Origin of the sequence: Streptomyces similanensis (assembly GCF_039543625.1) — a bacterium.
Taxonomy (GTDB): Bacteria; Actinomycetota; Actinomycetes; order Streptomycetales; family Streptomycetaceae; genus Streptomyces; species Streptomyces similanensis.
In genome coordinates this window covers 114,739-136,148 of record NZ_BAABKC010000073.1, presented here as the reverse complement: position 1 = coordinate 136,148, position 21,410 = coordinate 114,739, and the positions used below count along the sequence as shown (strand labels likewise).

Sequence of the window (21,410 nt, the reverse complement as noted above, 5' to 3'; positions counted from 1 at the left end):
GAGCGCGAGCGGGCGCGTACGTCGACGCGGTCCGCAGGTCCGCTCCGTTCGCACCGCCGCCTTCAGGCCGGCGCACCCGAGAGACGGCGTAGGAGAGAAGCGATACCTGTGAGCGCAGCGACCACGCGAAGCCGCACCCCCGACCGCCTGTGCGCCGAGGCCGTCGACCTCGCCCGCGTCGCAGCGGAGGAGGTGGCAGCGCCCGGCGTCGTCGGTGAGCACGCGGGCGTGGTGGCCGAGGGTGACCGCGTGGTCACCCACTTCTTCGAGTGCAAGGAGCTGGGCTACCGGGGCTGGCGCTGGGCCGTCACGGTGGCGCGCGCCTCCCGCGCGAAGATCGTCACGCTGGACGAGGCGGTGCTGCTGCCCGGCGAGGACGCGGTGCTCGCGCCCGAGTGGGTGCCGTGGAGCGAGCGGCTGCGCCCCGGCGACATGGGGCCGGGCGATCTGCTGCCCACGGACGCGGAGGATCTGCGTCTGGAGCCCGGTTTCTCCGGCGAGGACGCGCCGCCGAACTCCGCCGTCTCCGAGGAGATGGCCGAGCTGGTGGAGGCGGAGGACGCCGAGGTCACCGACGGCCCGCCGCGCAACCTGCCCGCCGCGCCCTCGCGGGGCTCGGTCGCGGCGGTCGCCGAGGAACTGGGGCTGCGGCGCGCGCGGGTCCTGTCCCGCTACGGCCTGCATGCGGCGGCCGACCGCTGGGAAGAGGCGTTCGGCGCGAAGACGCCGATGGCGCAGGCCGCTCCGGCGTCCTGTGTGAGCTGCGGCTTCCTCGCGCCGATCGGCGGCTCGCTCGGACAGGCGTTCGGCGTGTGCGCCAACGAGTTCTCCCCGGCCGACGGCCGCGTCGTCTCCCTGTCCTACGGCTGCGGCGGCCACTCGGAGGCCGCGGTCATGCCGACGCCTCCGCAGCCGGCCACCCCGGTCATCGACGAGACCCGCGTCGACCCCTTCCCGCTGCGCCCCGCCCCCGACTCCGGCTCGCTCCCCCCGGTCCCGGACGAGGAGACGGCGGAACTGGGCCACTCGTAGGGAGGCCGCCCCTCCGGTTCTCCGGACGCGGAGGGGCAACCCGGGTCAGCTCTCCCCGAAGATCTCCTCGGCCTTCGCCGCGGTGACGGCCCGGGTGAGCCAGGTCCGCAGAACGTCGTGATCCGCGCACTCGGTCACCCGCCGCCGTACCTCTCGGGAGACCTCGACGCCACGCTGCTCCAGAACGAGCAGAACGTCCTCGGCCCGGCCCTGGGCCCGGCCTTGAGCACGGCCTTCGTCGCGGATCTCCTCGGAGAGGTAGGACTTGTAGAACGAGAGGTCCACGGCCACCAGATTCCTCCAGAGGTGCTTGGCCGGGCGGTCGCCCAGACCCTGAGCGGTGAATTCGATGATGGGGTCTGCTACGTCTTCGGGGACGTCCCGAAGCGCGGTGGACAGGGCTTTCAGTATGGCACCGACCTCCGGACCGGCCGCGTGCGTGATGGCCGCCAGGGCGGTCAGGGCGAGGTCGGCACGGGCCTCTTCGGGATCGGTGATGACCGGCATGTTGTGTGGTCCGGCGACGATCGGCCGAACGGTCAGTGAGGGCCACGAGAAGAAGCCGATGGGCTCCGGCCGGGTCGCCCACTCGGCGGTGGCGCGATCCTGGCAGACCACTAGCAGCAGCGGCGGCAGACGGTATTTGCTGCGCAGGTACGCGAGGTAGTAGCCCCAGCTGGCCGGTTTCTCGGGGTCCTTCTTCTTCTGCGCTTCGACCGCGAGGAGAAAGGGTCCGTGGTCCTGTGTGTCGATGCGCAGCAGCGTGTCGATCCGCCGGTCGACGGGTTTCGTCTCGGTGACGTCGTTGGGCAGCACGCTGACCGCTGTGGCCCGCGGGAACGGGATGCTGAGCGCTTCGGACACGCGGGAGAAGAGCCCCGGGTAGTCCTGGAAGATCCGGTGCATCGCCTCATGGGACGAGCTGACCATGTGGTTCCTTGTCGTGATCAGGGGTGGGTGAGGGGATGCCCCGTCGGCGGGAGGGCTGGGGCGCGACGGGACCCTCTCGCCCCGGTTTCTCGATTCATGTCAGACAGAGTGGACATATCTGCTTAACGTGTGAAGTGACTCATTGGTTGCGCGCGGTCACCGCGCCGAGCGGTCGGATGCTGTCCAGGCTGTCGGTGCCGTTGCCACGAGCGGGGCGCCCCCGTGAACGAACGGGCGCCTCTGTCGGTGGACGGCGAGGCGGGACAGCACAGGCACGAGGCGGACGGCAGTCGAAGCTGCGGCGCGAGGCGGGGGAGACGCGCGTCGTCGAGTTCGCCAGGGCGGCGGGCACTCGATCTTCACCAGGCGCCGTGCGTGCCGTGTCGTGACCGCGCGGTACCGTCGATCTCACCCTCGTGAGGAGAAGCGACGTGAGTATGTTCGTGCAGCCGTCCGTCGGTGGCGATCCCTTCGGGACCGCTCGGCTGCGGCGGGGTGTGCTGGACGCCTGGGCCACCAGCCCGGCGCGGTTCCGGGAGGACGCCAACGCCGAGGAGGACCTCGTCCTCGGCGGCTACCGCGACCGCCTCGTCGTCGAACTGGCGCAGAACGCCGCCGACGCCGCCGCCCGCGCCGGCGTCCCCGGCCGGCTGCGCCTCACCCTGCGCGACGGAGTCCTCGTCGCCGCGAACACCGGCGCCCCGCTGGACGCCACCGGCGTCGAGTCGCTGTCCACGCTGCGCGCCTCCGCGAAGCGGGACACCGCCGGACAGGCCACCGCCGTCGGCCGGTTCGGCGTCGGCTTCGCCGCCGTCCTCGCCGTCAGCGACGAGCCCGCCGTCGTCGGCCGGCACGGCGGTGTGCGCTGGTCCCTGGCCGAGGCGCGCGGCCTCGCGGAGGAGACCGCGCGGCACAGCCCCGGCCTCGGCGACGAGATCCGCCGCCGCGACGGCCACGTACCGCTGCTGCGGCTCCCGTTCGCCGCCGAGGGCACCGCGCCCGACCCGTACGACACCGTCGTCATCCTGCCGTTGCGCGACACCGCCGCCGCCGACCTCGCCGAACGCCTCCTGCGCGCCGTCGACGACGCGCTCCTCCTGGCGCTGCCCGGCCTCGAAGAGGTCGTCGTGGAGGTCGGCGACGCCGCGCCGCGCACGTTGCGCCGCCGCACCGAGGACGCGCTCACCGTCGTGGCGGACTCCGCGGCCGGCGCCACCCGCTGGCGCACCGCCGACGCGCACGGCGACCTCACCCCCGACCTGCTCGCCGACCGGCCGGTCGAGGAACGGCTGCGACCGCGCTGGTCGGTGACCTGGGCCGTCCCCGTCGACGCCGACGGCGCCCCCGCCTCCCCCCGCACCAGCCCCGTCCTGCACGCCCCCACGCCCAGCGACGAACCCCTCGGCGTCCCCGCGCTGCTCATCGCGTCGTTCCCGCTGGACTCCACCCGCCGGCACACCGCGCCCGGACCGCTCACCGACTTCCTCGTCGAGCGCGCCGCCGACGCCTACGCCGCCCTGCTCGCCGACTGGCGCCCGGTGACCGAGGGCGTCATCGGCCTCGTGCCCGGCCCGCTCGGCAAGGGCGAACTGGACGGCGCGCTGCGCCGGGCGATCCTGGAGCGGCTGCCGCGCACCTCCTTCCTGCCGCCCGCCGCCGTCCCGCGCGCGGACGACGCCGACGAGCTGCCCGAGGCGCTGCGCCCGCGCGACGCCGAGGTGGTGGAGGGCGCGGGCGCCGAGACCGTGCGCGTCCTCGCCGAGGTGCTGCCCACGCTGCTGCCCGCCGGCCTCGAACGCCGCGCGGAGCTGCGCACCCTCGGCGTGGCCCGGCTGCCGCTGACCGACGCCGTGGACCGGCTGGCCGGCCTGGAGAAGGAAGCGGACTGGTGGCGGCGGCTGTACGACAGCCTCGCGGGCGTCGACCCCGACCGGCTCTCCGGCCTGCCCGTGCCGCTCGCCGACGGCCGCACCACGCTCGGACCCCGGCAGGTGCTGCTGCCCGCCCCGGACAGCGCCGCCGTCGCCGATCCCGAGGTGCTGGCCCGGCTCGGTCTGAAGGTCGCCCACCCGGACGCCGCCCACCCGATCCTGGAGAAGCTGGGCGCGCTGCCCGCCACCCCGCGCGCGGTGCTCACCACCCCGCAGGTGCGGGCCGCGGTCGCCGCCTCCCTCGACGCGGACGGCGGCGGGTGGGACGAGGACACCCCGGACGCCGACGAACTCGCCGACACCGTCCTCGCGTTGGTGCGGGACGCGGGCCTGGAGCCCGGCGACGAGCCCTGGCTCGGCGCGCTCGCCCTGCCCGACGAGGACGGCGAACTCGCCCCGGCCGGCGAACTCGTCTTCCCCGGCGGCCCGTTCGCCCGGATCATGCGGGAGGACGAACTGCCCTCCGTCGACTTGGAGCTGGCCGACAAGTGGGGCGAACAGCCGCTCGCCGCCTGCGGGGTGCTCGTGGACTTCGCCCTGGTCCGCGCCACCGACGTCGTCCTGGACCCGGACGAACTGGAGCCCCGCGAGAGCGACTTCCCCGAGCCCGACGACCCCGGGCTGCTGGACGCGGTGGACGTGTGGAGCGAGGACGTCCTCGACCGCTTCCCGGACAGCCCCGTCCCGCCGGTCGCCACCGAGATCGTCGCCGTGCGCGACCTGGACCTGGTGGACGACGAGCAGTGGCCCGCCGCCCTCGCCCTGCTGGCGCGGCCGCCGCTGCGCGACGCGCTCACCCAGCCGGTGCGGATCCTGCTGCCGGACGGCACCCACGAGGTCGTACGGCCCTACACCGCCTGGTGGCTGCGCGGGCACCCGGTGCTCGGCGGCCGCCGCCCGGCCGGACTGCGCGCCGCCGGCTCCGACCCGCTGCTGCGCGGCCTGTACGACGAGGCGGACGCCACCGGCTTCGACGACGAGCAGGTGCTGCGGGCGCTCGGCGTGCGCACCAGTGTGGCGGCGCTGCTCGCCGAGCCGGGCGGCGCGGCCGAGCTGCTGGACCGGCTCGCCGACCCGGACCGCCCGGTGGCGTCCGGCCAACTGCACGCGCTCTACGGCGCATTGGCCGAGCTGGACCCGGAACAGGTCACGCTGCCCGACGAGGTGCGGGCCGTGCTGGACGGGCGGGTGACGGTGGTGGACGCCGCCGACGCCGTGGTGTGCGACTCCCCGGACCTGCTCCCGTTCACCTCCGGCGTCCCGCTGCTGCCCGTACGGCCCGCCCTGGCCGCCGAGTTGGCCGAGCTGTTCCAGGTGCGGCGGCTGAGCGAGTCCGTCACCGGCGGGGTCGACTCGGCCGGTGCCGAGCACGACGTACCGGAGCCGGTGCGGGCGCTGCTCGGCCCGCGCACCCCCGAGACCTACGTCGAGCACGAGGAACTCGTGGTCGACGGAACCGAGTTGGACTGGCGCCTCACTCCGGACGGCGTGCTGCACGCGGCCACCCTGGAGGGCGTCGCCGCGGGCCTCGCCTGGGCCGCCGGCCAGTGGCCCCGCCGCTTCGAGGTGGCCGCCCTCCTGGAAGACCCGTCCCGCACCGAGGAACTGGCCCGCGACCGCTGGTTCGACTAGGAGTCCGGCCAGGAGGGGGGCGCCCGTCGCTCACCTGGTCGAGCCGGATGAGGCCGTCGGCGAGGGCAGTGGCCGCCACCGGATGCCGGCGGCTACTGGCCGGGGTGGACGGCCTGTACGCCGGTGCCCGCGTACGCCTTGGGGGTGAGGGTGAGCAGGAACCGGCCGGCGGGGTGGGCGGCCGTCGGCCGGGCGGCGTGGATGGCGTGCACGGCGGCCCAGGAGTGCCCGAACCGCAGCAGTTCGGTGGCGGTGACCGCGGCGTCCGTGTCGAACGCCTCGATCCGGATGAACCGCAGCCCCTTGATGTAGCCCAGCAGTCCGGGCCGCTCGGCGTCACCGGCTGTCAGCGACAGCACCGGCGCGTACAGATCACCGAGCCCGCCGGACGCCTGTACGTAGAACGCGGCGACCGCCTCGTTGAACGGGTCCTTCGGGTCGTACAGAGCGGTGGCGGTGGTGTGGTCCAGAACGACCGAGATCGCCCCCATCACGCGGCCGCCCGCGAGCCGGACTGAGGAGCGCCCAGGCGCTCCAGAAGAGCGCGGGCCTTCGCCTCGGCCTCCGGGCTGGGCGCCTGCCCCAGCGCGGCGGCGAGCTCCGAGCGGGCCAGCTCGGCACGCTCGGCGTACTCCGCCCTGGTCGGTGTGTCCTGCGCCAGCTCCTCCACCAGGTTCCGGATCGTCGTACCGCGCTCGGCGGCCAGCTGCGCCAGCCTGTCCCGCGCCGCCGCGCTCACCTTGATGCTCGTCTCGTCCGCCATGACCCGACTCTACCGCGATCCTCTACCGCCGGTAGAGAAACGCGGCTCCTGCCGGGGGAGGGACCGGGCACGGATCTCCACAGGCGGCCCGCGCCGCCGCGCGCGGGGCTACGCCGGGAAGCGGCGCCCCACCCACGTCCACAGCAGCTCCAGCACCGCCGACGCGGCCACGGCGATGCCCACCGCGAGCCAGGGCATCGTCGTGCCCACCAGGCGCAGCGCGAAGAAGTGCTGGAGCGCCGGGACGGCCAGGACGACCACGAAGGCCGCTCCCATCGCGGCCACCAGCGCGACCCGCCACCAGGTGTAGGGGCGGGCGATGATCGCCAGCACCCACATGGAGACCAGGAACAGGGTGAGCGTCGCCGCGCTGGTCTCCGCGTCGAGCGCGTCCGGACCGGTGTAGTGGGTCCGGGCGAGCAGGTACGTCGCGAAGGTCGCCGCCCCGGCCACCACGCCGCCGGGGATCGCGTACCGCATCACGCGCCGCACGAAGTGCGGTCTGGCGCGCTCGTTGTTCGGGGCCAGGGCCAGGAAGAAGGCCGGGACGCCGATGGTCAGGGTGGACAGCAGGGTCAGGTGCCGGGGCAGGAAGGGGTACTCCACCTGCGAGCACACCACCAGCACCGCGAGCAGCACCGAGTAGACCGTCTTGACCAGGAACAGCGTCGCGACCCGGGTGATGTTGCCGATGACGCGGCGGCCCTCGGCCACCACCGAGGGCAGGGTGGCGAAGCTGTTGTCCAGCAGCACGATCTGCGCGACCGCCTTGGTGGCCTCCGAGCCGGAGCCCATCGCCACCCCGATGTCGGCGTCCTTCAGCGCCAGCACGTCGTTGACGCCGTCGCCGGTCATCGCCACCGTGTGCCCGCGTGACTGGAGGGCGCCCACCATGTCCCGCTTCTGCTGCGGGGTGACCCGCCCGAACACCGTCGACCCGTCGAGGCGCTCGGCCAGCGCCGCCCGCTCCTCGGGCAGCTTGCGCGCGTCCACGGCGGGGCCGCCGTCCAGCCCGGCCTTGGCGGCCACCGCGCCCACCGAGACCGCGTTGTCGCCGGAGATCACCTTGGCGCGGACGTCCTGGTCGGCGAAGTAGCGCAGGGTGCCGGCCGCGTCGGGCCGCAGCCGCTGCTCCAGCACGACCAGCGCGGTGGGCGTCAGATCGCGGATGACGTCCGGGTCGTCCAGCTCCCGGCCGGCCCGGGCCAGCAGCAGCACGCGCAGCCCCCGCTCGTTGAGCCGCCCGGTCTCGGCGAGCGCCGGCGACTCCTGAGGCAGCAGCACGTCCGGCGCGCCCAGCAGCCACGTGCTGGACTCGCCGTCGCCCTCGCTGAAGCTGGCGCCGCTGTACTTGCGGGCCGAGGAGAAGGGCAGCGACTCCACGCAGCGCCACTCCTCGCTGTCCGGACAGGACTCGATGATCGCCTGGAGGGAGGCGTTGGGGCGCGGGTCGGACTCGCCGAGGGCGCCGAGGACCCGGCGGACGTACGCCTCGTCCCCGCCGTCCAGGAGGCGGACCTCGGTGACGTCCATGCCGCCCTCGGTGAGCGTGCCGGTCTTGTCCAGACACACGGTGTCCACCCGGGCCAGGCCCTCGATCGCGGGCAGCTCCTGCACCAGGCACTGCTTGCGGCCGAGCCGGATCACGCCGATGGCGAAGGCGACGGAGGTCAGCAGCACCAGCCCCTCGGGGACCATCGGCACGATGCCGCCGATCATCCGGGCGACGGAGTCCTTCAGGTCGTCGTCCTTGGCGACGAGCTGGCTGATGACGAGCCCGACCGCGGTCGGGATCATCATCCACAGCACGTACTTGAGGATGGTGGAGATGCCGGTGCGCAGTTCGGAGTGGACGAGGGTGAAGCGGGAGGCCTCCTCGGCGAGCTGGGCGGCGTAGGCCGCGCGGCCGACCCGCCGCGCCTGGAAGGCGCCCCCGCCCGCGACGACGAAGCTGCCGGACATCACCTGGTCGCCGCGGCGCTTGACGACGGGGTCGGCCTCGCCGGTGAGCAGCGACTCGTCGATCTCCAGCCCGTCGGCCTCGACGCAGACGCCGTCCACGACGACCTTGTCGCCGGGCCCGATCTCGATCACGTCGTCCAGGACGATCTGCGCGGTGGCGATCTCCGCGGTGGCGCCGTCGCGCCGCACGTTCGGGCGGGCCTCGCCGATCACGGCGAGCGAGTCGAGGGTCTTCTTCGCCCGCCACTCCTGCACGATGCCGATGCCGGTGTTGGCGATGATCACGAAGCCGAACAGGCTGTCCTGGATCGGCGCGACGAACAGCGTGATCAGCCAGAGCACGCCGATGATCGCGTTGAACCGGGTGAAGACGTTGGCGCGGACGATGTCGGCCAGGGAGCGGCTGCCGCGCACCGGTACGTCGTTGACCTCACCGCGGGCGACGCGCTCGGCGACCTCGCCCGCCGTGAGTCCGCCCGCCCGCGCCGGCGGTATGGGCACGGGGTGCACGGGGTCGAGTTCCGTACCGGCGTCGCTGTGGGTCATGCATTCGACGGTACGTGGGGACGGGGCCCTTTACTCGTTGGACCTGTACGCGTTACCCGTCGGACCTGTGCCCGGGCCCGTCGGGCCTACTCGCTGGACGGGACCGCGGTGGGCGCCGCCCCGCCGGCCACCGCGCGCTTGATCGCCGCGTCGCGCCGGCGCACGTACCAGACGCCGATCAGGCCGAGGCCGCCGCCGGCCAGGCAGGTCCACACCCACCAGGCGCGGTCGTGGTCGGCGTACCAGCCGTAGAAGGGGAGCTGGGCCAGGAAGAGGACGAACCAGACGATCGTGCCGCCGGTGATGGTGGCGACCACGGGGCCCTCCAGGGGCTCCGGCGCCTCGTGCTTGGGGGTCCACTTCGCCATGCGCTCAGCTTACGGCCCGGGGTGCGGAGGGGTGCCGTGGCGTCCCGGCCGGGGTCTACGCGCGGAGATGGCCTTTTTCTCCTTCATATGTTCATACTGAAACGGTCTGAGTCTGGCCGCTTCTCTTCGTAGGAAACACCAACCGCAACCTGGGGGAGACCTGTTGGTGACAGAAGACGGCGAGACTCGATCACGTTTGATCCCCTTCCCGGCCAGGTACTCCGGTACCTCCCGTCATCCCTGAGGTCATCCGCATGTCCACCTCGGCCACCGCCAAGGTCCCCGCCCCCGAGAAGCCCGGGACGCCGCCCCCGTACGGCGCCCTCGACCGCTACTTCAAGATCTCCGAGCGCGGCAGCTCCCTGTCCCGCGAGATCCGCGGCGGCTTCGCCACCTTCTTCGCGATGGCCTACATCATCGTGCTGAACCCGATCATCCTGGGCAGCGCGAAGGACATGTACGGGCACCAGCTCGACAACGGCCAGCTCGTCACCGCCACCGCGCTGACGGCCGCGTTCACCACCCTGCTCATGGGCGTCATCGGCAACGTCCCGATCGCGCTCGCCGCCGGTCTCGGCGTCAACACGGTGGTCGCGCTCCAGCTGGCGCCGCGCATGTCCTGGCCCGACGCGATGGGCATGGTCGTCCTGGCCGGCTTCGTCGTGATGCTGCTGGTGGCCACCGGTCTGCGCGAGCGGGTGATGAACGCGGTGCCGCTCGGCCTGCGCAAGGGCATCGCCATCGGCATCGGCCTGTTCATCATGCTGATCGGCCTGGTGGACTCCGGTTTCGTCTCCCGGATGCCGGACGCCGCGCACACCACCGTCCCGCTCCAGCTGGGCGGCGACGGTCACCTCAACGGCTGGCCGGTCCTCGTCTTCATCCTGGGCGCGCTGCTGACGCTCGCCCTCATCGTGCGCAAGGTGCCCGGCGCGATCCTCATCTCGATCGTCGTCATGACGGTCGTGGCCGTGATCGTCAACGCCGTCGCCAAGGTGCCCAGCTGGGGCCTGACCACCCCGAAGTGGCCGGGCAACCCGGTCTCCACCCCGGACTTCGGCCTGGTCGGCAAGGTCAGCATCTTCGGCGGCTTCGACAAGGTCGGCGTCCTGACCGGCATCCTGTTCGTCTTCACCGTGCTGCTGTCCTGCTTCTTCGACGCCATGGGCACGATCATGGGCATCAGCGACGAGGCGAAGCTGACCGACGCGCAGGGCCAGATGCCCGGCATGAACAAGGTGCTGTTCATCGACGGCATCGCCGTCGCCGCCGGCGGCGCCAGCTCCTCCTCGGCCACCACCTGCTTCGTGGAGTCGACGGCGGGCGTCGGCGAGGGCGCGCGCACCGGCTTCGCGAACGTGGTCACCGGCGCGCTGTTCGCCGTGGCCCTCTTCCTCACCCCGATCGCCACCATGGTCCCGTCCCAGGCGGCCACCCCGGCGCTGCTCGCGGTGGGCTTCCTGATCCTGTCCGGCTCGATCAAGGAGATCGACTGGGCGGACTACACGATCGCCATCCCGGCCTTCGTGACGATGCTGATGATGCCGTTCACCTACTCGATCACCAACGGCATCGGAATGGGCTTCATCACCTTCGTGGCGCTGCGGCTGGCCGCCGGGCGGGGCCGCGAGGTGCCCGTGGCCATGTACGTGGTGGCGGCGGTGTTCGCCTTCTACTACCTGATGCCGGCCCTGGGCCTGCTCTGACCCCCGCCCCCGAGGAGGCGGTTCACGGCACGCCGTAGAACCGCTCCGTCTCCTCCACGGCGGCGTGGAAGCGTTCGTCGAAGTCGTCTCGAATGAGCGTCCGGACCACATAGTCCTGGACGCTCATTCCTCTTTTCGCGGCGTGTTCCCGGAGCCGTTCGAGCAGCTCGCGGTCCATGCGCAGGCTGAGCACGCTGGTCCCCATGGAGACGAGGGTCGCGGCGACCCTTCGCGCCCGGGGAGCCCTTCCCCGCCTCAGTCACCCATATGAGTGACAGTGTTCGGCCAGTAGTGGCCAGGGTCACCTGGTGTGTGCGTGTTCCAGTTGGTCTTTAGCGAGAGTAATGAGTTACGCTAAAGAACATGCCGGACCTTACCCATGGCGACGACGTAGCCGCCGTGAACTCCCTGCGCTCCGCCGTGATGCGGTTGTCGCGTCGACTCAAGCACCAGCGCGTCGACGAGTCGCTCAGCCCCACCGAGATGTCGGTGCTGGGCACCCTGTCCAACTGCGGCAGCGCCACGCCGGGCGAACTCGCCCGCAAGGAGCATGTGCAGCCGCCGTCGATGACCCGCATCGTCGCGTTGCTGGAGGCCAAGGGTCTGGTGCGGCTGGAGCCGCACCCCGAGGACCGGCGGCAGAAGGTCGTCACCCGGACCGAGCAGGCCGAAGCGATGCTGGAGGAGAGCCGCCGCAAGCGGAACGCCTTCCTGGCCGGCCTGGTCGACGGTCTCGACGAGGACGAGTGGGCGAAGCTGCGCGACGCCGCCCCCGTACTGGAGAAGCTCGCGCACCTGTAGAGCCGGCCGAGCACCTGTCGAGCCGGTGGAGAACGTCAGCAGCCGCGAGGAGGCGAACCCTTTTGAGTACGGGATCCGGAGCAGCTTCCGCCCCCGCACCGACCGCCCACGACACCCAGCCCGCCCACGACACTCAGCCCACCCCTGACTCCCGGACCGCCCCCGACCCCGGGACCGCCCCGGAGTCGCCGACCGCCCCGGAGTCCTCCGTGGCCCCGGAGTCCGCCATGGCGCTGGACTCCCCGACCGCCCCCGAGTCCCCGGCCGCCCCGGACGCCCGGTCCGCCGCCGAGGCGCGGCCGGTCGCCGAACCGCGGACCGCCGCCACCGGGAAGCCGTCCGCCGCGCCGCGCGGGACGGGCCGGCGCTCCTCGATGTTCAGCTCGCTGAAAGTCCGCAACTACCGCCTGTTCTTCCTGGGCCAGGTCGTCTCCAACACCGGCACCTGGATGCAGCGCATCGCCCAGGACTGGCTGGTCCTGAGCCTCACCGGCTCCTCCGCCGCCGTCGGCATCACCACGGCGCTCCAGTTCCTGCCGATGCTGCTGTTCGGCCTGTACGGCGGCGTCCTCGTGGACCGGCTGCCGAAGCGGCCGACGCTGCTCGTCACGCAGTCCGCGATGGCCCTGACCGGCCTGGCACTGGCCGCGCTCACGCTCACCGGCCAAGTCGAGGTGTGGCACGTGTACGTGGCCGCGTTCGCCGTCGGACTCGCCACGGTCGTGGACAACCCGGCCCGGCAGTCCTTCGTCTCGGAGATGGTCGGCCCCGGGCAGCTCCAGAACGCGGTCAGCCTGAACTCGGCGAACTTCCAGTCCGCCCGGCTCGTCGGCCCCGCGGTCGCCGGCCTCATGATCACCGGCGTCGGCACCGGCTGGGCGTTCCTCGCCAACGGCCTGTCCTTCGTCGCGCCGCTGACCAGCCTGCTGCTGATGCGCGCCCGTGAGCTGCACGTGGTGGAGCGCGCCCCGCGCGGCAAGGGCCAGCTGCGCGAGGGCCTGCGCTACGTCGCCGGCCGTCCCGACCTGATCTGGCCGATCGTCCTGGTGGGCTTCATCGGCACCTTCGGCTTCAACTTCCCGGTGTGGCTCTCCGCCTACGCGGACGACGTCTTCCACGCGGGCGCCGGGGCGTACAGCCTGTTCAACACGGTGATGGCGGTCGGCTCGCTGGTCGGCGCGCTGCTCGCGGCCCGCCGCGGCACGGCGCGGCTGCGGGTGCTGATCGCGGCCGCGGCGGCGTTCGGCGCGCTGGAGGTGGTGGCCGCGCTGGCCCCGTCGTACTGGCTGTTCGCGCTGCTGATGGCGCCGATCGGCGTGTTCGGGCTCACGGTCAACGTCACGGCCAACACGGCGGTGCAGATGGCCACCGATCCGGCCATGCGCGGCCGGGTGATGGCGCTGTTCATGATGGTCTTCATGGGCGGCACCCCGCTGGGCGCGCCGCTGGTCGGCTGGGTCACCGACGCCTACGGCGCCCGGGTCGGCTTCGCCCTTGGCGGGCTGATCTCGCTCGCGGCGGCCACCGCCGTCGGCCTGGTCCTGACCCGGGCCGGGAACCTCCGCCTCACCGTCGCCTGGCACGGCGGCCACCCCCGGGTGGCGTTCGTCCCCCGGGCGGGCGACCGCGAGGCCGACAAGGAGCTGGCGGCCGTCTGACGGCGCGGTGTGCGCGTGTCCGCGGGTGTCCCCGTCGCGCCGGAGTGCTTCCGGGTCCGCGGCGGGGACACTGGCCGTATGAGACTCTTCGCCGCCGTGCTGCCGCCCGAGGACGTCGTGCGGGAGCTGGCCGGCGCGGTCGAGCGGGCACGGGCGCTGCCCGGTTCCGAGCGGCTGCGGTGGACCGAGCGGGCCGGCTGGCACTTCACGCTGGCGTTCTACGGCGAGGTCGAGGAGGAGACCGTACCGGAGCTGTCGGCGCGGCTGGCGAAGGCGGCGCGGCGCACCGGGCCGTTCCCGCTGGCGTTGCGCGGCGGCGGCCAGTTCGGGCGCGGGAAGGCGCTGTGGACGGGCGCGCGGGGGGAGGTCGGCGCGCTGCGGCTGCTGGCCGGGCGCGCGGCGGCGGCGGCCCGCAAGGCGGGCCTTGAACAGGACGAGCACCGCCGCTACCAGGCCCACCTGACGGTGGCCCGGACCCGCGAGGCGATGGACGTGCGGCCCTACGTCGCCGCGCTCCAGGACTTCACCGGCCGCACCTGGACGGTGGACGAGCTGGTCCTCGTCCGCAGCCGGCTGCCGAGGTCGGGCGTGCCCGGCGAGCAGCCCCGTTACGAGCCGGTCGGGCGCTGGGTGCTCGGCGGGGCCGGTTAGTCTCGGACACGTGGACCCGAAAACCCGGAACCGGATCATGGCCGGTGCGCTCGTGCTGATGTTGGCCCTCGTCGCCCTGGCGGCCGCGCTCGGCAGGTAGCCGGACCGGGCGCGCCCGCCGCCGCGCGGTGAGCCGAGCGACGGCGGGCGCGTGCCCCGGCTGCTACCAGGCGAAGGCCTCCGGGGACGGGCCCGGGCCCGGGAAGATCTCGTCCAGGCCGGACAGCACCTCCGCGCTCAGCTCCAGCTCGACCGCCCGCAGCGCGGAGTCGAGCTGCTCGGCGGTGCGCGGGCCGACGATCGGGCCGGTGACGCCGGGCCGGGTCAGCAGCCAGGCCAGCGCCGCCTCGCCCGGCTGGAGGCCGTGCTTGTCGAGCAGCTCCTCGTACGCCTCGATCCGCCCGCGCAGGACCGGGTCGGCGAGGGAGTCGGCGGCCCGGCCGGAGGCGCGCCGGCCGCTCTCGGCCTGCTTCTTCAGCACCCCGCCCAGCAGTCCGCCGTGCAGCGGCGACCAGGGGATGACCCCGAGCCCGTAGTCCTGCGCGGCCGGGATCACCTCCATCTCGGCGCGCCGCTCGGCCAGGTTGTACAGGCACTGCTCGCTGACCAGGCCGATGGTCCCGCCCCGGCGCGCGGCGGCCTCGTTGGCCTGCGCGATCTTGTAGCCGGGGAAGTTGGACGAACCGGCGTAGAGGATCTTGCCCTGCTGGATCAGGACGTCGATGGCCTGCCAGATCTCGTCGAAGGACGTGTCCCGGTCGATGTGGTGGAACTGGTACAGGTCGATGTGGTCGGTCTTCAGCCGCTTGAGGCTGGCGTCCACGGCCCGGCGGATGTTCAGCGCGGACAGCTTGTCGTGGTTGGGCCATGCCGCGCCGTCGGCGCCCATGTTGCCGTACACCTTGGTGGCGAGGACGACCTTGTCGCGCCGGTCGCCGCCCTGGGCGAACCAGTCGCCGATGATCGACTCGGTACGGCCCTTGTTCTCGCCCCAGCCGTACACGTTGGCCGTGTCGAAGAAGTTGATCCCCGCGTCCAGCGCCGCGTCCATGATCGCGTGGCTGTCCGCCTCGTCGGTCTGCGGCCCGAAGTTCATCGTGCCGAGCACCAGTCGGCTGACCTTGAGTCCCGTGCGTCCCAGCTGTGTGTACTTCATGGTCCCCAAGCCAAAGCCCTGGAGTGCGCTCGAAGCAAGGGGGACTTGAGGGCGGCGGGGTCAGTCGCGGAGGAAGTCGTCGGTCTTGAGGGTGAGGCCGAGGGAGGTGGTCATGTCCACCTCTCCGCCGAAGGTGACGGCCGTGTCGGTGAGGTAGTCGCCGTCCTTGGGCTGGGTGAACAGACGGCACTTGCCCAGGTACGGGTCCACGATCAGATAGACGGGGATCTCGGCGAGGGCGTAGGCGGTCTTCTTGGGTCCGTAGTCGTTCCGGGCGGTGTCCTTGGAGATGACCTCGGCGATGAACTCCACGTCCCCGGGACTCCAGCGGCCCTTCGCGTCCGGTGCGGCGCCGTCGCGCAGCTTCGCCACGTCCGGCGCGAGACCGTTGCGGTGGCCGGGGAAGTCGATGCGGACGTCGGACACCATCTGCACATCGGTGCCGAAGCGCCCCATGAGTACTTTGATGAGCGTCAGAATGATCTGCCAGTGCGCGTTCCGCTGCGGCGACATGTAGACGGTCCCCTCGACGATCTCCACCTTGAATCCCTCGGGGACGGGCATCTTCTCGAGCCGCTCGAACATGTCATCGAGCCAGCGCGTGTTGTCGCTCTCGGCCATCGTGATCCTGTCTTCCAGGACGGTCATCGTGGCACTCCTCCCCGGCTGTCCGTGAACGATGCAGCCGCGCGGTACAACGATACGCACGGCGGCGAGGACACGGGTGGATGCGCATATGCCAGTGGAACGGGCCGCCGGTGTTCAGGCGGTGCCGTACGCCCCGCCCCAGCCCCACGCCTCGTGCATCGCGTCGGCGAAGGCGGCGGCGATCTTGTGCTCGCCGCGGGCGTTGGGGTGGGTGCCGTCGTAGGTGTCGGCGTGGATGTCGTAGCCGGGCGGCGGGGAGGCGAGGAGCAGGGGGGAGCGGGGTTCGTCCAGGTCGGCGGCCGTCTTGGCGAGCAGCTCGTTGAAGCGGGCCACCTCGTCGGCGAAGGCCGGCTCGGTCTCGGCGCGGACGTTGGGGATCACCGGCAGCAGCACCATGTGCACGCGCGGCCGCGCCCGCCGTGCCTCGGCGACGAAGCGGACGACGTTGACCGCCGTCTGCTCGGCGTTGGTGTAGAAGCCGAGGTCGATGAGGCCCAGCGAGACGAGGAGCACGTCGGCGCGGCTCGCGCGCACCGCCTCGCCGATCAGCGGCGCCATGTGCTGCCAGCCCTCGCCCCAGCCGGCCAAGTGGGCGCGGCGGAAGCCGGGGTCGGCGTCGGCGTACTCGTACGAGGTAGGCGTCTGCGTCGCCTGGTCGTACAGCGCCTCGCGCGGGCCGACGAAGGCGAACGGCCCCTCGTACGTGTCGCGCAGGTGCCGCCACAGACGGTGACGCCAGGTGTGTTCGCCCGCGCTGCCGATGGTCATCGAGTCTCCGACGGGCATCAACCTGAGCATCCGCTCATCATCGGTGATCGGGGCGGCGGCCGGACCACCGGACCGGTGTGAGGCCCGCCACCCGTCCTGAACCGCCGTGCGGGATGGCAGGCTTGGGGCATGCGCCGACCGCTCGCCCTGCTCGCCGGGGCCCTCCTCGTGGGTGCGTTCGCCGTGCCCGTGTCCGCCTCGGCCGCCGACGGCGACGGCGGTTTCACGATCAGCGACCCGCGGATCAAGGAATCCAGCGGCCTCGCCGCCTCGCACCTGCACCCCGGCGTCTACTGGACCCACAACGACAGCGACGACGGCCCGTACCTCTACGCCGTGGACGGCAGGACCGGCAAGACTGTCGCCACCGTCACCCTCAGCGGCGTCGGCAGGCCCCGCGACGTGGAGGCCATCTCCATCGGCCCCGGCAACGAGATCTACGTCGGCGACATCGGCGACAACCTCGGCGGCACCTGGCCCTACGTGTGGATCTACCAGCTGCCCGAGCCCAAGGTGCTCAAGGACCAGACGATCCGGGCGACGCAGTACGTCGTGAAGTACGCGGACGGGCCGCGCAACGCCGAGTCGCTGGCCGTGCACCCGAAGACCGGGCGCGTCTACATCGTCGACAAGAACGAGGACGGCGGCCACCTCTTCGAAGGCCCCGCCCACCTGTCCACCTCGGGCGCCAACGTCTTCAAACCGGTCGCCCCCGTCGACCTGTGGGCCACCGACGCCGCCTTCTCGCCCGACGGCACGCGGCTCGCCGTGCGCGGCTACTTCGGCGGCGTCTACTACGACTGGAACGGCGGCCGGATCAAGCGCGCCGGCCGGCTCGACGTGCCCCTCCAGCGCCAGGGCGAGTCGGTCACGTACACCGCCGACGGCGCCAAGCTGCTGTACGGCAGCGAGGGCGCGGACAGCCCCGTCCAGGCCGAGGACGCGCCCGGCGGGGGAGATGGCAAGTCCCCTTCGGGGAAGGCGACTTCCTCGGCGTCCGGATCGGGCGGCGGCGGCCTCGGCGGCACCGTCAAGACCGGCGCGGTGGTCGTCCTGCTCGCGGTGGCCGCCCTCTTCGGACTCGGGCGGCTCAAGCGCCGGAGGTGACCGGGGACTTACGCGTCACCCGTGGCGTCGGTCTGGCGGCGCACCCGTACGGTCAGCGGGTTGACGAAGTCGCCGGCGCCGGAGGCGTACTGCTTGTCGTGGAAGGTCTCGCCGGCCTGCGAGCCGTAGAGGCGGAAGAACCACTTGCCCTGCCAGGCGAGTTGGTCGGTGCCGAGGGCCTGGTACTCCTGCATCGCCCGGTTGCGGGTGGTGTCGGCGAGCTTCTGGATCATCTCGATGACCCGGGCGCTCTCCAGGCCGCCCTGCGGCGGCTCCTTGCCCCGGAAGCTGTTCAGGAGGGACTTGGTCTTCTCCCGGTAGGCGCCGATCAGCCGGCCCTCCAGCTGGCTCAAAGCCCGCTGGGCGTTCTGGTTGCGGGTGTAGTTCTCCAGCGTGACCCAGTCCGCGCCGTCGAGACTGCGGGCGACGACCCCGGCGAAGTGGTAGTTCCACACGTCCACGTCGGTGCGGTCCGTGTGGTCCTGGCCGGCGGGCGCCGTCGCGTAGTCGAGCTTGTCGTCGCTGCCGACCGAGAGGGTGGCGATGCCCTCGCCGACCTCGGGGCGGGCGTGCCGGTTGACGCCCATGTCCCGGGCGGCCGCGTCGGCCTCGGCGGGGTGCTCGCGCAGGGCGGTGCCGTAGTCACGGGCGACCTCCCGCTCGGGGCGGTCCGGGCCGGCGCCGGCCGCGGTCGCGGCGGCCGCGCCGTCGGTGGCGTCGCCGGAGCGGACGGTCCCGGCGAGGTGGTGGGCGAGACCGGGGCCGGCGTTCGCGCCCCACGCGGCGGTGCCGCCGCCGGCCGTGACCACGTCCATCCGGCGGCTGCCCACCACCTCGCGCGCCACGTCGATGCACTGCACCCGCACCAGGTCGGCGAAGCCGCCGGCCATCCGCCGGGTGGCGGGGTCCGCCGTGACCGGGGTGACCTTGGTCAGCGTCCCGGCCTCGGTCTTGATCTGCGCGCCGCCCTGCACGAGCGTGTAGTGGCTGCCGGACTGGGCGAGCTGCTGCACGGCGTGCTGGAACACGGCGTTCGTGGCGTAGAACTCCTTCGGCTCCCGCTCGGTGTCGTGGACGGCGAGGGTGCCGTCGTCCGAGATCCGCAGGCTGACGTCGCCGGGGTGGTGGTCCTGGGCGTCCACGTGGTCCACCCGGTGGCCGATCAGACCGCCCGGCGACCGGCCGTCGCGCAGTACGCCCTCCGGGGACTGGGTGGTGAAGTACGCGTCGTCGCCGCCGGCGGTGGTGAGACCGGTGGGGCGGCCGGAGCGGACGCGCTGGACGGCCGGCGCGGGGCCGTTGTCCGCGTGGTGCGCGGGCCCGTCGTGGTGGTGCGTGTGCCCCTCGTGGGCGGCCGGGTCCGCCGCGGTGGGCGACGGGGAAGCGGCCAGCGCCCGGCGGGCGTTGTCCTCCGCCGCCCGCTCGTAGGAGTCCGAGGGGTCGCTGACGCGCAGCCCGTCGCCGTGGTCGGTGCCCGCGACCGGGCCGCTGCGCTGCTGGATGACGTGCGTCAGCTCGTGGGCGAGGGTGTGCCGGTCGCCGCCGCCGTCGCCGATCACCACATGGCTGCCCGAGGTGTACGCCCGTGCGCCCACCTCGGCGGCCGACTGCCGGGCGGCGGCGTCGGTGTGCAGGCGCACGTCCCCGAAGTCCGCGCCGAGCCGTTGCTCCATGTCCCGCCGCACGGCGCCGTCGAGCGGGGCGCCCGCCGAGCGGAGCACCCGGCCGACGGAGTGCGCGGCCCCGCCGTCCCGCTCGGCCGCGCCGTCCTGCTCCGCCGCCAGCTGCACCACCGCGGCGTTCCCGGCCGTCCGCTGGAGGGCGAGGAGCGCCTGCGGGGAGCGGGCGGCGACGGCGTGCTGCGGGGGTACGGGGGCCTGGACGCGCGGGGTCCGGACGGCGCCGGCGGTGCGCCCGCTCGGGTCCTTGGACTGGTCCTGGCTGCGCATGCGAACTCCCGGTGCGGCACGGAGACGGTGGTTCCGAGGGGTGTGACCTCCCCTGCTCACCTCCCTACCGCCTGCTCGCCCCGTCCGGCAGGGCCGCGGGGGCAGACCCGGGGGCACACCTGTGCCGTCCGCGGTCTTGACGGGCCGGTGGGACCTGGGTTCCATGGAGGGGCGGGAATGGGAGCGCTCCCATGTAGTTCCGGCCCGCGCCTCCGAGAGGAAGCAGCGACATGTTCCGCAGCATGCGTAGAGCGCTGTGCACTGCCGCCGCGGCGCTCCTGATACCGCTGGGCGCGGGCCTCGGCGCGGCGGCGACCGCGCACGCGGCCGACGCCGCCGCCCCCGGGCGGCAGAGCGCCGCCGCGGGCACGGCCGCCGGGGCCGGCTACTGGCACACCAGCGGCCGTCAGATCCTGGACGCGGCCGGGAACCCGGTCCGGATCGCCGGCGTCAACTGGTTCGGCTTCGAGACCGGCAACCACGTGGTGCACGGCCTGTGGTCGCGCGACTACAAGAGCATGATCGACCAGATGAAGTCGCTGGGCTACAACACCATCCGGCTGCCCTACAGCGACGACGTCTTCAAGGCCGGCACGACGGCCGACAGCATCAACTTCAACGGCATGAACGCCGACTTGCAGGGCCTGACCCCGTTGCAGGTCATGGACAAGATCGTGGCGTACGCGGGGCAGGACGGCCTGAAGGTCATCCTGGACCGCCACCGCCCGGACTCCGGCGGTCAGTCGGCGCTCTGGTACACCTCGGCCGTGCCGGAGTCGACGTGGATCGCCGACCTGAAGGCGCTGGCGACCCGTTACCAGGGCCAGGACACGGTCATCGGCATCGACCTGCACAACGAGCCCCACGATCCGGCCTGCTGGGGCTGCGGCGACCAGGCGACCGACTGGCGGCTGGCCGCCGAGCGGGCGGGCAACGCGGTGCTCTCCGTGAACCCCAGTCTGCTGATCTTCGTGGAGGGCGTGCAGACGGTGGGCGGCGTCTCCGGCTGGTGGGGCGGCAACCTGATGGGCGTCGGCCAGTACCCGGTGCGCCTGGACGTGGCGAACCGGGTCGTGTACTCCGCCCACGACTACGCCACCAGCGTCGCCCAGCAGAGCTGGTTCAGCGACCCGTCCTTCCCGGCGAACATGCCGGGCGTGTGGGACAAGTACTGGGGCTACGTCTTCAAGCAGAACATCGCACCCGTGTGGGTGGGGGAGTTCGGCACGACGCTCCAGTCCACGGTCGACCAGAAGTGGCTGTCGGCGCTGGTGAGTTATCTGCGGCCGACGTCGGCGAACGGCGCGGACAGCTTCCAGTGGACGTTCTGGTCGTGGAACCCGGACTCGGGTGACACGGGCGGCATCCTGAAGGACGACTGGCAGACGGTGGACACCGTCAAGGACGGCTACCTGGCGAGCATCAAGGCCCCCGGCTTCCCGGCGGGCGGCGGTGGCGGCGGCGGTGGCGGTGACGACGGCGGCGGCGGTGGCAGCGCCCCCGCCTGCACGGCCGCGTACACCGTCAGCGATGACTGGGGCAGCGGCTTCAACGCCGCCGTCACGGTGCGCAATTCGGGCACGGTGGCGATCAAGTCCTGGAAGGTGACGTGGACCTGGCCCGGCGCCCAGAAGATCACCAACATCTGGAACGCGACGTACACGCAGAGCGGCGGGAGCGTGACGGCGGTGAACGCCGCGCACAACGGCGCGGTGGCCCCGGGCGCGTCCACGAGCTTCGGCTTCGGCGGCGCCCCGGGCGGCGCCGCCGCCCCGACGGTGACCTGCACGGCGTCGTGACGC

At 72.8% G+C, this 21,410-nt stretch carries 18 protein-coding genes; 8 read left to right on the top strand and 10 right to left on the bottom strand.

All coding sequences use genetic code 11. The features are described from left to right. The first annotated feature begins 108 nt into the window (after positions 1-108). Positions 109-1,032 (top strand): DUF3027 domain-containing protein, encoded by a 924-nt coding sequence (locus ABEB07_RS24470; RefSeq protein WP_345670318.1) that lies wholly within the window; start codon positions 109-111, stop codon positions 1,030-1,032. A gap of 45 nt (positions 1,033-1,077) precedes the next feature. Here the strand turns inward: ABEB07_RS24470 and ABEB07_RS24465 are convergent, their stop codons facing one another. Next, positions 1,078-1,962: a hypothetical protein gene (locus ABEB07_RS24465; RefSeq protein ID WP_176149455.1), complete on the bottom strand. Its 885-nt coding sequence runs from the start codon at positions 1,960-1,962 to the stop codon at positions 1,078-1,080. Positions 1,963-2,393: 431 nt separating this feature from the next. Here ABEB07_RS24465 and ABEB07_RS24460 point away from each other — a divergent pair, with 431 nt between their 5' ends. Beyond that, positions 2,394-5,525, top strand: a complete 3,132-nt coding sequence (locus ABEB07_RS24460; RefSeq protein ID WP_345670317.1) for a sacsin N-terminal ATP-binding-like domain-containing protein — start codon at positions 2,394-2,396, stop codon at positions 5,523-5,525. 92 nt (positions 5,526-5,617) lie between these two features. On the opposite strand, the gene ABEB07_RS24455 is transcribed toward ABEB07_RS24460, so the two are convergent. The 4 genes from ABEB07_RS24455 to ABEB07_RS24440 all read right to left on the bottom strand — a co-directional run bounded on the left by ABEB07_RS24455 (position 5,618) and on the right by ABEB07_RS24440 (position 9,164). Next, complete coding sequence (locus tag ABEB07_RS24455; RefSeq protein ID WP_345670316.1) at positions 5,618-6,016, bottom strand: PIN domain-containing protein; 399 nt, start codon at positions 6,014-6,016, stop codon at positions 5,618-5,620. Next, on the bottom strand, positions 6,016-6,288 hold the full coding sequence (locus tag ABEB07_RS24450; RefSeq protein WP_176149452.1) for a hypothetical protein: 273 nt from the start codon (positions 6,286-6,288) through the stop codon (positions 6,016-6,018). Before ABEB07_RS24450 ends, ABEB07_RS24455 begins: the two co-directional genes overlap by 1 nt. A gap of 108 nt (positions 6,289-6,396) precedes the next feature. Next, complete coding sequence (locus ABEB07_RS24445) at positions 6,397-8,796, bottom strand: HAD-IC family P-type ATPase (RefSeq protein WP_345670315.1); 2,400 nt, start codon at positions 8,794-8,796, stop codon at positions 6,397-6,399. Positions 8,797-8,882: 86 nt separating this feature from the next. Further along, positions 8,883-9,164, bottom strand: a complete 282-nt coding sequence (locus tag ABEB07_RS24440) for a DUF2530 domain-containing protein (RefSeq protein ID WP_345670314.1) — start codon at positions 9,162-9,164, stop codon at positions 8,883-8,885. A 254-nt stretch (positions 9,165-9,418) separates the two neighbouring features. Between ABEB07_RS24440 and ABEB07_RS24435 the strand changes: the two genes are divergently transcribed. Then, on the top strand, positions 9,419-10,870 hold the full coding sequence (locus tag ABEB07_RS24435; protein ID WP_176149449.1) for an NCS2 family permease: 1,452 nt from the start codon (positions 9,419-9,421) through the stop codon (positions 10,868-10,870). A gap of 22 nt (positions 10,871-10,892) precedes the next feature. On the opposite strand, the gene ABEB07_RS24430 is transcribed toward ABEB07_RS24435, so the two are convergent. Continuing rightward, positions 10,893-11,075 (bottom strand): ribbon-helix-helix protein, CopG family, encoded by a 183-nt coding sequence (locus tag ABEB07_RS24430; RefSeq protein WP_164585377.1) that lies wholly within the window; start codon positions 11,073-11,075, stop codon positions 10,893-10,895. A gap of 158 nt (positions 11,076-11,233) precedes the next feature. Between ABEB07_RS24430 and ABEB07_RS24425 the strand changes: the two genes are divergently transcribed. The 3 genes from ABEB07_RS24425 (at position 11,234) to thpR (ending at position 13,980) form a co-directional block, all read left to right on the top strand. Next, positions 11,234-11,671, top strand: coding sequence for a MarR family winged helix-turn-helix transcriptional regulator (locus ABEB07_RS24425; protein WP_164585378.1), 438 nt, complete (start codon positions 11,234-11,236; stop codon positions 11,669-11,671). Positions 11,672-11,733: 62 nt separating this feature from the next. Next, positions 11,734-13,329, top strand: coding sequence for an MFS transporter (locus ABEB07_RS24420; RefSeq protein ID WP_345670313.1), 1,596 nt, complete (start codon positions 11,734-11,736; stop codon positions 13,327-13,329). 78 nt (positions 13,330-13,407) lie between these two features. Then, positions 13,408-13,980 (top strand): RNA 2',3'-cyclic phosphodiesterase, encoded by a 573-nt coding sequence (thpR, locus tag ABEB07_RS24415; RefSeq protein WP_345670312.1) that lies wholly within the window; start codon positions 13,408-13,410, stop codon positions 13,978-13,980. Between the two features lie 163 nt (positions 13,981-14,143). Here thpR and ABEB07_RS24410 read toward each other — a convergent pair whose 3' ends face one another. The 3 genes from ABEB07_RS24410 to ABEB07_RS24400 form a co-directional block, all read right to left on the bottom strand. Continuing rightward, complete coding sequence (locus ABEB07_RS24410; protein ID WP_345670311.1) at positions 14,144-15,136, bottom strand: aldo/keto reductase; 993 nt, start codon at positions 15,134-15,136, stop codon at positions 14,144-14,146. A 60-nt stretch (positions 15,137-15,196) separates the two neighbouring features. Then, a complete protein-coding gene (locus ABEB07_RS24405; RefSeq protein ID WP_345670310.1) occupies positions 15,197-15,784 on the bottom strand; it encodes a Uma2 family endonuclease in 588 nt (195 codons plus the stop codon). A 114-nt stretch (positions 15,785-15,898) separates the two neighbouring features. Continuing rightward, positions 15,899-16,582, bottom strand: coding sequence for an SGNH/GDSL hydrolase family protein (locus ABEB07_RS24400; protein ID WP_345670309.1), 684 nt, complete (start codon positions 16,580-16,582; stop codon positions 15,899-15,901). A gap of 99 nt (positions 16,583-16,681) precedes the next feature. Between ABEB07_RS24400 and ABEB07_RS24395 the strand changes: the two genes are divergently transcribed. After that, positions 16,682-17,659: a WD40 repeat domain-containing protein gene (locus ABEB07_RS24395; protein ID WP_345670308.1), complete on the top strand. Its 978-nt coding sequence runs from the start codon at positions 16,682-16,684 to the stop codon at positions 17,657-17,659. An 8-nt stretch (positions 17,660-17,667) separates the two neighbouring features. Here the strand turns inward: ABEB07_RS24395 and ABEB07_RS24390 are convergent, their stop codons facing one another. Beyond that, entirely contained in the window at positions 17,668-19,608 is a 1,941-nt protein-coding gene (locus ABEB07_RS24390; protein ID WP_345670307.1) for an eCIS core domain-containing protein, read from the bottom strand. Positions 19,609-19,838: 230 nt separating this feature from the next. Between ABEB07_RS24390 and ABEB07_RS24385 the strand changes: the two genes are divergently transcribed. Then, entirely contained in the window at positions 19,839-21,407 is a 1,569-nt protein-coding gene (locus ABEB07_RS24385) for a cellulase family glycosylhydrolase (protein WP_345670306.1), read from the top strand. Positions 21,408-21,410 lie beyond the last annotated feature (3 nt).

What these genes read in the sequence shown, in the direction of transcription:
- ABEB07_RS24410 (WP_345670311.1), bottom strand. Translation starts at nt 15,136, where the DNA reads ATGAAGTACACACAGCTGGGACGCACGGGACTCAAGGTCAGCCGACTG.
- ABEB07_RS24390 (WP_345670307.1), bottom strand. Translation starts at nt 19,608, where the DNA reads ATGCGCAGCCAGGACCAGTCCAAGGACCCGAGCGGGCGCACCGCCGGC.
- ABEB07_RS24430 (WP_164585377.1), bottom strand. Translation starts at nt 11,075, where the DNA reads ATGGGGACCAGCGTGCTCAGCCTGCGCATGGACCGCGAGCTGCTCGAA.
- ABEB07_RS24400 (WP_345670309.1), bottom strand. Translation starts at nt 16,582, where the DNA reads ATGCTCAGGTTGATGCCCGTCGGAGACTCGATGACCATCGGCAGCGCG.
- ABEB07_RS24440 (WP_345670314.1), bottom strand. Translation starts at nt 9,164, where the DNA reads ATGGCGAAGTGGACCCCCAAGCACGAGGCGCCGGAGCCCCTGGAGGGC.
- ABEB07_RS24445 (WP_345670315.1), bottom strand. Translation starts at nt 8,796, where the DNA reads ATGACCCACAGCGACGCCGGTACGGAACTCGACCCCGTGCACCCCGTG.
- ABEB07_RS24395 (WP_345670308.1), top strand. Translation starts at nt 16,682, where the DNA reads ATGCGCCGACCGCTCGCCCTGCTCGCCGGGGCCCTCCTCGTGGGTGCG.
- ABEB07_RS24405 (WP_345670310.1), bottom strand. Translation starts at nt 15,784, where the DNA reads ATGACCGTCCTGGAAGACAGGATCACGATGGCCGAGAGCGACAACACG.
- ABEB07_RS24425 (WP_164585378.1), top strand. Translation starts at nt 11,234, where the DNA reads ATGCCGGACCTTACCCATGGCGACGACGTAGCCGCCGTGAACTCCCTG.
- thpR (WP_345670312.1), top strand. Translation starts at nt 13,408, where the DNA reads ATGAGACTCTTCGCCGCCGTGCTGCCGCCCGAGGACGTCGTGCGGGAG.
- ABEB07_RS24435 (WP_176149449.1), top strand. Translation starts at nt 9,419, where the DNA reads ATGTCCACCTCGGCCACCGCCAAGGTCCCCGCCCCCGAGAAGCCCGGG.
- ABEB07_RS24385 (WP_345670306.1), top strand. Translation starts at nt 19,839, where the DNA reads ATGTTCCGCAGCATGCGTAGAGCGCTGTGCACTGCCGCCGCGGCGCTC.
- ABEB07_RS24450 (WP_176149452.1), bottom strand. Translation starts at nt 6,288, where the DNA reads ATGGCGGACGAGACGAGCATCAAGGTGAGCGCGGCGGCGCGGGACAGG.
- ABEB07_RS24465 (WP_176149455.1), bottom strand. Translation starts at nt 1,962, where the DNA reads ATGGTCAGCTCGTCCCATGAGGCGATGCACCGGATCTTCCAGGACTAC.
- ABEB07_RS24455 (WP_345670316.1), bottom strand. Translation starts at nt 6,016, where the DNA reads ATGGGGGCGATCTCGGTCGTTCTGGACCACACCACCGCCACCGCTCTG.